This is a genomic window from Escherichia sp. WS3227_2 (assembly GCF_046486495.1).
In the GTDB taxonomy this organism is placed as follows: Bacteria; Pseudomonadota; Gammaproteobacteria; order Enterobacterales; family Enterobacteriaceae; genus Escherichia; species Escherichia coli.
In genome coordinates this window covers 37,364-49,325 of the sequence record NZ_JBJQLG010000004.1, presented here as the reverse complement: position 1 = coordinate 49,325, position 11,962 = coordinate 37,364, and the positions used below count along the sequence as shown (strand labels likewise).

The window sequence follows — 11,962 nt, the reverse complement described above, 5'->3', positions numbered from 1 at the left end:
TTTATGACAATTTCATTGATGATGTTTATGAATAATTGTTGAATTTTGCAGAAAAATGGAATTAGCTGCAAAAAAAGCACGGATCGGAAAACTGAAGGCGGTTTAACAGAGGAAAGGCTTATGGCGACTGTAAAATGATGCAGCCAAAGTTTGCCTTTGGCTGCAATGAAATCACTCTTTATGCCGGTTATCAGGCAGGAATATGGTCAACATCCCCAATAGTGGCAGGAAAGCACAGATTTTATAGACTAACTCGATGCTGGTGTGATCGGCGATAAGCCCCAGAACTGCCGCTCCCAGACCTCCCATGCCAAAAGCAAAACCGAAAAAGAGTCCAGAAACCATACCGATACGTCCCGGAAGTAGCTCCTGAGCGTAGACCAGAATGGCAGAGAATGCCGAAGCGAGGATAAATCCAATAATCACCGTTAAAACCCCCGTCCAGTGCAGGCTGGCGTAGGGTAAAATCAGCGTAAACGGCGCAACGCCGAGGATAGAGCCCCAAATCACATATTTCCGCCCAATTTTATCCCCTACAGGCCCGCCGATCACCGTACCTGCCGCAACGGCAAACAGGAAGGCAAACAGATGAAGCTGAGCATTCTGGATAGATAATCCGAATTTTTGCATCAGATAAAAGGTGTAATAGCTGCTGATGCTCGCCATATAGAAATATTTCGAGAAAATGAGGATTAACAGAATGCTGACCGCCAGTACCACTTTGTTTCGCGGCAGTGGATTGATAATCGTCGCTTTGGGTTTTCCTTTATTCATTCGGTGCTGTGCCGAGTACCAACGGCTGATTTGCGCCAACACCACGATCGCCAGCAGTGCCGCAAGCACAAACCAGGCAACGTTGCCTTTACCATAAGGCGCGATAATCACCGCCGCCAGCAAGGGCCCCAGGGAACTGCCAAAGTTGCCGCCGACCTGAAAGATAGATTGCGCCAGGCCATGACGCCCGCCAGAAGCCATACGGGCCACGCGAGAAGATTCCGGATGAAAGACCGATGAACCGGTACCGACCAGCGCCGCCGCCAGCAGAACTGCGCCAAAACTGCCCGCCAGCGCAAGTAGCACCAGACCACTTAAGGTAAAGCACATGCCAATTGGCAACGACCACGGCATCGGATATTTATCGGTCCAGTAGCCGACCACTGGTTGCAGTAGCGAAGAGGCGAGCTGGAAGGTGAGGGTTATCATGCCAATCTGCATAAATGTCAGAGAAAATTCTGACTGAAGCAGCGGATAAATCGCCAGAATCAGCGATTGGATCATGTCGTTCAGCAGATGTGAGAGGCTGATAGCACCTAAAATACCAAACGATGTTCGGGCCTTGGTCGTTGACGCAGCCGCGCCCGCCACAGGCTGGGTTTGTTCACTCATTGCCATAGGAAAGTCACTTTTTCAGGGTTGCGATGTAAAGAATGATCTTATTTGTGATTATTACCCGACTAACATACCTGTATGCGTCGCCTGAAGGAAGTCTCAACGCTGAATACAGAATTTCTAATCTGGATGCAGATTTATCTTCACCGGACGCAGACTTGTCTATGATGTCGCGTCATACTATTTTTCAACACGTTGAAATCAGGTCAGGGAGAGAAGTATGAAATTATTGCAGCGGGGCGTGGCGTTAGCACTGTTAACCACATTTACACTGGCGAGTGAAACTGCTCTGGCGTATGAGCAGGATAAAACCTACAAAATTACAGTTCTGCACACCAATGATCATCATGGGCATTTTTGGCGCAATGAATATGGCGAATATGGTCTGGCGGCGCAAAAAACGCTGGTGGATGGTATCCGCAAAGAGGTTGCGGCTGAAGGCGGTAGCGTGCTGCTACTTTCCGGTGGCGACATTAACACTGGCGTGCCCGAGTCTGACTTACAGGATGCCGAACCTGATTTTCGCGGCATGAATCTGGTGGGTTACGATGCGATGGCAATCGGTAATCATGAATTTGATAACCCGCTCACCGTATTACGCCAGCAGGAAAAGTGGGCAAAGTTCCCGTTACTTTCTGCCAATATCTACCAGAAAAGTACCGGCGAGCGCCTGTTTAAACCATGGGCGCTGTTTAAGCGTCAGGATCTGAAAATTGCCGTTATTGGCCTGACGACGGATGACACAGCGAAGTTAGGCAACCCAGAAAACTTCACCGATATTGAGTTCCGTAAGCCCGCCGATGAAGCGAAGCTGGTGATTCAGGAGCTGCAACAGACAGAAAAGCCAGACATTATTATCGCGGCGACCCATATGGGGCATTACGACAATGGTGAGCACGGCTCTAACGCACCGGGCGATGTGGAGATGGCACGCGCGCTGCCTGCCGGATCGCTGGCGATGATCGTCGGTGGTCACTCGCAAGATCCGGTCTGCATGGCGGCAGAAAACAAAAAACAGGTCGATTACGTGCCGGGTACGCCATGTAAACCGGATCAACAAAACGGCATCTGGATTGTGCAGGCGCATGAGTGGGGCAAATACGTGGGACGGGCTGATTTTGAGTTTCGTAATGGCGAAATGAAAATGGTTAACTACCAGCTGATTCCGGTGAACCTGAAGAAGAAAGTGACCTGGGAAGACGGGAAAAGCGAGCGCGTGCTTTACACTCCTGAAATCGCTGAAAACCAGCAAATGATCTCGCTGTTATCGCCGTTCCAGAACAAAGGCAAAGCGCAGCTGGAAGTGAAAATAGGCGAAACCAATGGTCGTCTGGAAGGCGATCGTGACAAAGTGCGTTTTGTACAGACCAATATGGGGCGGTTGATTCTGGCAGCCCAAATGGATCGCACTGGTGCTGACTTTGCGGTGATGAGTGGAGGCGGAATTCGTGATTCTATCGAAGCAGGCGATATCAGCTATAAAAACGTGCTGAAAGTGCAGCCATTCGGCAATGTGGTGGTGTATGCCGACATGACCGGTAAAGAGGTGATTGATTACCTGACCGCCGTCGCACAAATGAAGCCAGATTCAGGTGCCTACCCGCAATTTGCCAACGTTAGCTTTGTGGCGAAAGATGGCAAACTGAACGACCTGAAAATCAACGGCGAACCGGTCGATCCGGCGAAAACTTACCGCATGGCGACATTAAACTTCAATGCCACCGGCGGTGATGGCTATCCGCGCCTTGATAACAAACCGGGCTATGTGAATACCGGCTTTATTGATGCCGAAGTGCTGAAAGCGTATATCCAGAAGAGCTCGCCGCTGGATGTGAGTGTTTATGAACCGAAAGGTGAGGTGAGCTGGCAGTAATCCGAAAGTGCCGGATGTTCGCATCCGGCACAATGCTTAATCGCGGCGGGCGATATCAGCAAATTTGGCATCGAGGATCTTTGCCAGATCGCCTGCCGCCAGTTCGATATCCAGTCCGCGCTTGCCGCCGGAAACATAAATAGTGGCAAATTCTTGTGCGGGGGCGTCGATAATCGTTGGCAGACGTTTTTTCTGCCCCAGTGGGCTAATCCCCCCAACCAGATATCCCGTCGAACGCTGCGCAACCATCGGATCGGCCATCTCAACTTTCTTGGCACCCAGCGCTTTTGCTACTTTTTTAAGATCCAGTTGACCTGCGACCGGCGTAACGGCCACGGCAAGGTGTTTCATATCACCGTTCACTGCGACCAGCAGCGTTTTGTAGACCTGATCCGGATTCAAACCTAATTTTTTGACGACTTCATCGCCAAAATTGGTTTCAGCCGGATCGTGCTCGTAGGTATGGATTTGAAACGAAATCTTGTTTTTTTCTAGCAATTTAACTGCGGGTGTCATGGTAATTTTCCTGCCTTAAACAAAAAAACGAAGCAAGCATACGCCTGATGGCGGTCCAAAAAAAAGAGTCATCTTGCCTAAGAGTATTGGCAGGATGGTGAGATTGAGCGACAATCGAGTTACACCGTCGCTTAAAGTGACGGCATAATAATAAAAATATGAAATTCCTCTTTGACGGGCCAATAGCGATATTGGCCATTTTTTTAACGCAACATCTGCGGCAAATTCCCTTCTCCATACAGGTGTAGTGCACCGACTGCGACCACATAGCGCCCCGGCGGCATGGCGCATAATTTGTCCCGCCAGGCGAGATTTCGCTGATGCATCAGCACATCGTACAGCGACTGACTGAACGTATTAGGCAGCGTTATTTCATTATTTTGCGGCGGCGCATTCAGCCACCAGCTCATCATTTGTTGCAGCAACCGTGCATTGGTGTGCCAGTGGGTCAGCGTATCGTCCAGCAGCGCCAGTCCGTTGTCAGGGAGCTGGAGCAACATGGCAATCTGGTTTTCTGCCCCTTCCAGTTCAATCACGGGTTTATGTTGTTGCTTCGCCGCCTGCAATAGCTGGTAATCGATACCGTATTCTGCCCGCAGCCCCAGTTTTTGTGCCTGCGTCGCCTGAAGAACCATCGCGATTTGCCACAGCGGTTGGGTAGAAAAGAGCGACGGAGAAATGCCCATCTCCTGGCTAATGTGCTGCAGATTTTGGAGTTGCTCCTCGCTAATGCGCTCTTCCAGCGCCTCGCAGGCAGGCAAATTAGCAAAAGGCGTATCGCTGGTGGAAACATCCGCCTCGACGATCAGCGCATCGGCGTTTTTGAGCTTTTTGAGCAAACGGGTGGGCAGGGGAGCCATATCGTGGCTGCCCATATGAATACTGCCAATCAGATGAAAATGGCGATTGCCGGGAAGAGAGATATCGATAGCAGGCCAGGTGTAATGATTACCGCGCAGCGCGGCCCAAAGCGTTTTTACCCGGTACAACAGATCCATACGACCTCCCTTTGTGAAATATCATGCTAGCGCGCGGGGAGGGATGGCGCAAATGGAGTTATGAGGCTTGTTCAGTGGTAGCTTAAATATGATCAAAAAATTGTTTTTGCTTTGAAACGAAAGACTGCACCGGTGTTGGTGGCGTCAAAATCGCCGAGGCGTTCCCTGAAGGCCGGGGCAGCCCACATGGATGTGGGCTGAGGGCGCGTTTTACAGGGATGTTACCTCGCGCCCGACCCGGTAGCCGCAAGGGATAAGCTGAGGGTACCGCGCAGCGGCGATTTTGTTCGCCAGAGCCCGGGGGCGCAGGGGGCGGCGGCGATTGGCCGCCCCCTGCGCGCTCCCTGCGCCAGTCACTTTATATGGCATTACTCATAAAAGGAGCGCAACAAGAACTGGATCTCACAAACGCATTAAGTAAATACCAATCATTCCTTCGGTTTAAACCGCAGCAACCGGTTGGCGTTACTCACTACGGTAATCGACGAGAGCGCCATTGCCGCTCCGGCGACCACCGGGTTAAGCAGCGTACCGGTGAACGGCCACAAAATACCGGCGGCGACCGGAATACCGATACTGTTGTAGATAAACGCGCCGAGCAGGTTCTGCTTCATATTGCGCAGCGTTGCGCGGGAAATCGCGAGCGCATCCGCAACACCCATCAGGCTATGGCGCATCAGGGTAATCGCCGCGGTTTCAATGGCAACATCACTGCCGCCACCCATCGCAATACCGACATCCGCCTGAGCCAGCGCTGGCGCGTCGTTAATGCCGTCGCCCACCATTGCCACCTGACGTCCTTCACTTTGCAGACGTTTGATCGCTTCGGCTTTACCGTCCGGCAGCACCCCAGCTATCACCTCATCAATCCCTGCTTCTTTGGCGATCGCATTGGCGGTGGTTGGGTTATCCCCGGTTAGCATCACCAGACGATATCCCGCTTTATGCAGGCGTTGCAGCGCCGCCACGCTATCACTACGCAATGGATCGCGTACAGCCAGCAGGGCTACCGCTTTCCCGTCAACCGCCAGCAGCACAGGCGTTGCCCCTTGCGATGCCTGAGCTGAAATATCTGCCTCAATCGCTTTAGTATCAACTTGCTGGTCATTTAACAGCGCCTGATTGCCCAGCAATACCGCATGACCTTCAGCTTCACCGCTCACACCCAGCCCGCGCAATGTGCGGAAACCGTTGACCTGCGGTAGCTGCATATCACCTGCTTTATCGAGGATCGCCCGTGCCAGCGGGTGGCTGGAACCTTGCTCCAGCGCCGCCGCCAGACGCAATGCTTGCGCTTCATCAACATCAGCAAATGTTTTTACTGCGACAACCTGCGGCTTCCCTTCGGTCAGCGTCCCGGTTTTATCGAACACCACGGTGTCGAGCGTACTGGCGCGTTGCAGCGCGTCGGCGTCCCGCACCAGCACACCAAACTCAGCCGCCCGCCCGACGCCCGAAATAATCGACATCGGCGTCGCCAGTCCCAGCGCACACGGACAGGCGATAATCAGCACCGTGGTGGCAATCACCAGGGTATAGACAATCTGCGGTGCCGGACCAAAGAAATACCAGATTGCCGCACTGATCAGCGCAATGACTACCACTACCGGCACAAACACGGCGGAGATTTTATCCGCCAGTTGACCGATTTCTGGCTTGCTGCTCTGGGCCTGTCGCACCATGCGAATGATCCGTGACAGCGTAGTATGGCTGCCGACCGCACTGGCACGAAACAGCACACTGCCGTCCTGTACCACTGTCCCGGCATGGACGCTATCGCCTTCGCCTTTTTGCTGCGGGATAGGTTCGCCCGTCAGCATCGCTTCATCCAGCCACGCTTCGCCTTGAGTAATCTCACCATCTACCGGCACACGGTCGCCGGTCGTCAGGCGCAGTAACATACCTGGCTGAACATCTGCCAGCGGCACGTTTTTTTCACCTTCGTCAGTGACCAGGCGCGCCGTCGGTGGGGTTAAATCGAGTAATTTCTCCAGCGCCTTAGAAGAACGCTGACGCGCGCGCGCTTCCAGCATATGGCCGAGATTGATCAGACCGATAATCATCGCGCTGGCTTCGTAATAAAGATGTCGCGCTTCCATCGGGAACCACTGCGGCCACAGGTTGACGCTCATCGAATAGAGCCACGCCACGCCCGTACCCAGCGCCACCAGCGTATCCATTGTCGCCGCGCCGTTCAGCAGGCTTTTCCATGCACTGCGGTAAAAATGCCCGCCGGCGAAAACCATTACCGCCAGGGTTATCAGGCCGATAACCAACCACAGGCTGCGGTTGTCGGCGGTGACCATCATGTTATCGCCGATCATCCCCCAGACCATCACCGGGATACCCACCGCCAGTGCGACAATCGCCTGCCAGCGGAAGCGCTTCATCGTAGCGACGGCGGTTTCTTGCTGGCGCTCGCGGCGTTTAGCGTCATCTTCAATCGCTTCCGCGCCGTAGCCCGCTTTTTCCACCGCCTGCACTAAATCTTGTGGGGAGGCACTGCCCATCACCAGCGCAGTACGCTCCGCCAGGTTTACCCGTGCCTGAGTGACGCCCGGTACGCTTTGCAACGCATTTTGTACGCGGGTGACACAGCTGGCGCAGCTCATGCCGCTCAGCAGCAACTGCTGGCTGTCATCGTCATCGGCGGTCGCTGCCGGAAGCGCCTCAGAAACCGCTGTCAGTGCTTCCGACGGGATTGATGACTCCGCCAGCGGTTTAGCCTTTGGGTGGCTTACAGATGCGTCATAACCCGCTTGTTTGATGGTTTCGATCAGCTGTTCTGCACTGGCAGTCCCGGTAACGTGCGCTTCAGTGACAGACACATCCGCCTGCTCAACATCCGGGCGCTGTTCGAGACTTTCTTTCACGCGTTTAACGCAGTGACCGCAGGACAGGCCGTCCAGGGTCAGGTCGATAGTTTGTGACATAAAACACTCCTTTTAAGACAGTTTTGACTGGCTGTGATAAAGGTTAAACCTTCCAGCAAGGGGAAGGTCAAGAAATTAATAAACCAGGCGGGTAAAAGTCCGTAAAGATTAAAAAATCGGCTCGATTTGCATCAGGATTAGACATTTATCTCTTTGTTTTCCTGTAGTTAAGTTGCGGGTGCTAAGTTAAATCAGGATGCCTGAAAATCGGCACCGGGGTGAGGAATTACCTCCCGCATCTATAAAAAGGAGTTAACAAAAGATGTTAGATGCAAACAAATTACAGCAGGCAGTGGATCAGGCTTACACCCAATTTCACTCACTTAACGGCGGACAAAATGCCGACTACATTCCCTTTCTGGCGAATGTACCTGGTCAACTGGCAGCAGTGGCTATTGTGACCTGCGATGGCAACATCTATCGCGCGGGTGATAGTGATTACCGCTTTGCGCTGGAATCCATCTCGAAAGTCTGTACGTTAGCCCTTGCGTTAGAAGATGTCGGCCCGCAGGCGGTACAGGACAAAGTTGGCGCTGACCCGACCGGATTGCCCTTTAACTCAGTTATCGCCTTAGAGTTGCATGGCGGCAAACCGCTGTCGCCACTGGTAAATGCTGGCGCTATTGCCACCACCAGCCTGATTAACGCTGAAAATGCCGAACAACGCTGGCAGCGAATTTTACATATCCAACAACAACTGGCTGGTGAGCAGGTAGCGCTCTCTGACGAAGTCAACCAGTCGGAACAAACAACCAACTTCCATAACCGGGCCATTGCCTGGCTGCTGTACTCCGCCGGATATCTCTATTGTGATGCAATGGAAGCCTGTGACGTGTACACCCGTCAGTGCTCCACGCTCATCAATACTGTTGAACTGGCAACGCTTGGCGCGACGCTGGCGGCGGGTGGTGTGAATCCGCTGACGCATAAACGCGTTCTTCAGGCCGACAACGTGCCGTACATTCTGGCTGAAATGATGATGGAAGGGCTGTATGGTCGCTCCGGTGACTGGGCGTATCGCGTTGGTTTACCGGGCAAAAGCGGTGTAGGTGGCGGTATTCTGGCGGTCGTCCCTGGCGTGATGGGAATTGCCGCGTTCTCACCACCGCTGGACGAAGAAGGCAACAGTGTTCGCGGTCAAAAAATGGTGGCATCGGTCGCTAAGCAACTCGGCTATAACGTGTTTAAGGGCTGATCATGATGAACACGGAAGGTAATAACGATAACAAACCCCTCGGTCTATGGAACGTCGTTTCCATCGGTATTGGGGCAATGGTGGGGGCGGGGATCTTCGCGCTGCTGGGGCAGGCTGCGTTGCTAATGGAAGCCTCGACCTGGGTCGCCTTTGCTTTTGGCGGTATTGTGGCGATGTTTTCCGGTTATGCCTATGCGCGCCTGGGGGCGAGCTATCCCAGCAATGGCGGTATTATCGACTTCTTTCGTCGCGGATTAGGCAACGGCGTCTTTTCGCTGGCACTCTCGTTATTGTACCTGTTGACGCTGGCGGTGAGCATCGCCATGGTCGCCCGTGCTTTTGGCGCTTATGCCGTGCAGTTTTTGCATGAAGGCAGCCAGGAGGAGCACCTTATATTGCTCTACGCGTTGGGGATCATTGCGGTGATGACGCTTTTCAACTCCTTAAGCAACCATGCGGTAGGGCGGCTGGAAGTGATCCTCGTCGGCATTAAAATGATGATCCTGTTATTGCTGATTATTGCCGGTGTCTGGTCGCTGCAACCGGCGCATATTTCCGTCTCTGCGCCCCCCAGCTCCGGTGCGTTCTTCTCCTGTATCGGGATAACCTTCCTTGCCTATGCGGGCTTTGGCATGATGGCGAACGCGGCGGATAAAGTGAAAGATCCGCAGGTCATTATGCCACGGGCGTTTCTGGTGGCGATTGGCGTTACCACGTTGCTTTATATCTCGCTGGCGCTGGTTTTGCTTAGCGATGTATCGGCATTAGAGTTAGAAAAATATGCCGATACCGCCGTAGCGCAGGCAGCTTCTCCGCTGCTCGGGCATGTGGGTTATGTGATCGTCGTCATCGGCGCTTTACTGGCGACGGCTTCAGCCATCAACGCGAACCTGTTCGCCGTGTTTAACATCATGGACAACATGGGCAGCGAACGCGAACTGCCAAAGCTAATGAATAAATCCCTGTGGCGGCAGAGTACCTGGGGCAACATCATTGTCGTGGTGCTGATTATGCTGATGACGGCGGCGCTGAATTTAGGCTCACTCGCCAGCGTTGCCAGCGCCACCTTTTTGATCTGCTATCTGGCGGTGTTTGTGGTGGCGATCCGCCTGCGTCATGATATTCACGCCTCGTTGCCGATTCTTATCGTTGGTACGTTGGTGATGTTGTTGGTGATCGTTGGCTTTATCTACAGCCTGTGGTCCCAGGGCAGCCGTGCGTTGATATGGATTATTGGTGCAATCTTACTCAGCCTTATTGTGGCAATGGTCATGAAGCGCAATAAAACCGTATAACACCTCTCTGCGCGCAGTACAGCCTGTACTGCGCCTTTGTCTTTAATTCAAATTACCTTTCTTATTCCTTTAATAAATAAGTCACAAAAAAATGATATATACGCGATAAATCTGTGATGCTAATCACTTATTACCGTGGATTATTCTTAATGTGTATGATGGTAATCTAAAAGTCGTAGTGTATTCTAAATAAATAACGTATAAGCTTTTTAGCTGCATTTCTTTGCCCATATCAAAGATCGACAAAAGAGATGCACAAGTTATTACCCTTCTTAATAAAATGAGACTGGTTATAAAAACCAGTTAAAATAATGACCTGGAAGGAAGTGACTTATCTATGGCGCGATTCCAGTTTAAAAGCCGTAAAAATAATGGGTTTATTTTTTTAATAAGTTTTATGGTGATGGGAGAAGCTACAATTGCTGCACCGCTGCCACAATGGGCGAACGCCCCAGCGGTAACGCCAGTTGCCCGATTATCTTTACAGGAAAGTATATTACGCGCCTTTGCGCGAAATCCCGACGTCACTCAACAGGCGGCGCAGATAGGTATTGGCGAAGCGCAAATTGATGAAGCCAAAAGTGCCTGGTATCCGCACGTTGGATTAACCGGCAATGCGGGACCGTCCCGACAAACGGACTCCAGTGGCAGGCTTGATAACAACGTTTCGTATGGCATAACCCTGACACAGCTGGTGTATGACTTTGGTAAAACTAACAACGATATCAAACTGCAAACTGCCGCCCGTGACAGCTACCGCTTTAAATTGATGGCAACATTAACCGATGTTGCAGAGAAAACGGCGACTGCCTATATGGAAGTCAGTCGTTATCAGGCTTTGTGCGATGCGGCTCAACGCAATATTCACTCGCTGGAAAACGTCTACAACATGGCGGCATTGCGCGCTAATGCTGGCCTGAACTCATCGTCGGATGAATTACAAGCCCAGACGCGCATTGCCGGAATGCGCTCAACGCTGGAGCAATATCAGGCGCAGATGGCAAGCGCCAAAGCGCAACTGGCGGTGCTCACTGGCGTACAGCCGGAGGCGATAGCCGCGCCACCTGCTGAATTAGCCGAGCAGCCGGTATCGCTGAAAAATATTGATTACCAGTCCATCCCGCTGGTGCTGGCGGCAGAAAACTTACGCCAGTCAGCACAGTACGGCGTGGAAAAAACGAAAGCGCAATACTGGCCAACGCTCAGTATTCAGGGGGGCAAAACGCGCTACCAGACCAGTGACCGCTCGTATTGGGACGATCAGTTACAACTGAACGTTAACGCGCCGCTGTATCAGGGCGGCGCAGTTTCAGCCCAGGTGCAACAGGCTGAAGGGCAACAAAAAATCTCTGCCTCGCAGGTCGAACAGGCAAAACTGGATGTGCTGCAACGAGCGTCTGTGGCATATGCCAACTGGACAGGCGCACGGGGTCGCGAAGAAGCCGGTTTAGCACAATCCGAAAGTGCGCACAAAACGCGAGATGTGTACCAAAATGAATATAAATTGGGCAAACGCAGTCTGAATGATCTATTAACCGTCGAGCAAGATGTCTTTCAGGCGCAATCGGCTGAAATAAATGCCAATTATGATGGCTGGGTCGCCGCCGTAAATTATGCCGCTGCGGTGAATAACCTTATTCCATTAGCGGGAATTAAACAGGGCTTATACAACGACTTACCCGACTTGAAATAATCCTGCCATTATTAATATCAGGTATGCCTCGTTGTTAAGTGATTACCTTTGTCTTATTTAGATAAATGGA

General features: G+C 52.2%; 8 protein-coding genes. 4 read left to right on the top strand and 4 right to left on the bottom strand.

From position 1 onward, the window contains the following. Positions 1 to 171: 171 nt before the first annotated feature. The gene (fsr, locus tag ACJHXB_RS06975) at positions 172 to 1,392 is read right to left on the bottom strand and encodes a fosmidomycin MFS transporter (protein WP_001251635.1); all 1,221 of its coding nucleotides are present in this window, start codon (positions 1,390 to 1,392) and stop codon (positions 172 to 174) included. A gap of 217 nt (positions 1,393 to 1,609) precedes the next feature. Between fsr and ushA the strand changes: the two genes are divergently transcribed. After that, positions 1,610 to 3,262, top strand: coding sequence for a bifunctional UDP-sugar hydrolase/5'-nucleotidase (gene ushA, locus ACJHXB_RS06970; RefSeq protein ID WP_000771776.1), 1,653 nt, complete (start codon positions 1,610 to 1,612; stop codon positions 3,260 to 3,262). Between the two features lie 36 nt (positions 3,263 to 3,298). Here ushA and ybaK read toward each other — a convergent pair whose 3' ends face one another. The 3 genes from ybaK to copA form a co-directional block, all read right to left on the bottom strand. Next, positions 3,299 to 3,778 carry a Cys-tRNA(Pro)/Cys-tRNA(Cys) deacylase YbaK gene (gene ybaK, locus ACJHXB_RS06965; RefSeq protein ID WP_000186631.1) on the bottom strand — a complete coding sequence of 160 codons (480 nt, stop codon included), beginning with the start codon at positions 3,776 to 3,778 and terminating at the stop codon, positions 3,299 to 3,301. 203 nt (positions 3,779 to 3,981) lie between these two features. Further along, entirely contained in the window at positions 3,982 to 4,776 is a 795-nt protein-coding gene (locus ACJHXB_RS06960; RefSeq protein ID WP_000365154.1) for a TraB/GumN family protein, read from the bottom strand. A 428-nt stretch (positions 4,777 to 5,204) separates the two neighbouring features. Continuing rightward, the gene (gene copA / locus ACJHXB_RS06955; protein WP_000083991.1) at positions 5,205 to 7,709 is read right to left on the bottom strand and encodes a copper-exporting P-type ATPase CopA; all 2,505 of its coding nucleotides are present in this window, start codon (positions 7,707 to 7,709) and stop codon (positions 5,205 to 5,207) included. A gap of 262 nt (positions 7,710 to 7,971) precedes the next feature. On the opposite strand from copA, the gene glsA reads away from it, so the two are divergent. The 3 genes from glsA to ACJHXB_RS06940 all read left to right on the top strand — a co-directional run bounded on the left by glsA (position 7,972) and on the right by ACJHXB_RS06940 (position 11,892). Next, positions 7,972 to 8,904, top strand: coding sequence for a glutaminase A (gene glsA, locus ACJHXB_RS06950; RefSeq protein ID WP_000883024.1), 933 nt, complete (start codon positions 7,972 to 7,974; stop codon positions 8,902 to 8,904). A 2-nt stretch (positions 8,905 to 8,906) separates the two neighbouring features. After that, the gene (locus ACJHXB_RS06945; protein WP_000982143.1) at positions 8,907 to 10,199 is read left to right on the top strand and encodes an APC family permease; all 1,293 of its coding nucleotides are present in this window, start codon (positions 8,907 to 8,909) and stop codon (positions 10,197 to 10,199) included. Between the two features lie 337 nt (positions 10,200 to 10,536). Beyond that, positions 10,537 to 11,892, top strand: a complete 1,356-nt coding sequence (locus ACJHXB_RS06940; RefSeq protein WP_000090504.1) for a TolC family outer membrane protein — start codon at positions 10,537 to 10,539, stop codon at positions 11,890 to 11,892. Positions 11,893 to 11,962 lie beyond the last annotated feature (70 nt).

Excerpts from the sequence above, each read along its gene's own strand:
- ACJHXB_RS06945 (WP_000982143.1), top strand. The coding sequence starts at position 8,907 with ATGATGAACACGGAAGGTAATAACGATAACAAACCCCTCGGTCTATGG.
- glsA (WP_000883024.1), top strand. The coding sequence starts at position 7,972 with ATGTTAGATGCAAACAAATTACAGCAGGCAGTGGATCAGGCTTACACC.
- fsr (WP_001251635.1), bottom strand. The coding sequence starts at position 1,392 with ATGGCAATGAGTGAACAAACCCAGCCTGTGGCGGGCGCGGCTGCGTCA.
- copA (WP_000083991.1), bottom strand. The coding sequence starts at position 7,709 with ATGTCACAAACTATCGACCTGACCCTGGACGGCCTGTCCTGCGGTCAC.
- ACJHXB_RS06960 (WP_000365154.1), bottom strand. The coding sequence starts at position 4,776 with ATGGATCTGTTGTACCGGGTAAAAACGCTTTGGGCCGCGCTGCGCGGT.
- ybaK (WP_000186631.1), bottom strand. The coding sequence starts at position 3,778 with ATGACACCCGCAGTTAAATTGCTAGAAAAAAACAAGATTTCGTTTCAA.
- ushA (WP_000771776.1), top strand. The coding sequence starts at position 1,610 with ATGAAATTATTGCAGCGGGGCGTGGCGTTAGCACTGTTAACCACATTT.
- ACJHXB_RS06940 (WP_000090504.1), top strand. The coding sequence starts at position 10,537 with ATGGCGCGATTCCAGTTTAAAAGCCGTAAAAATAATGGGTTTATTTTT.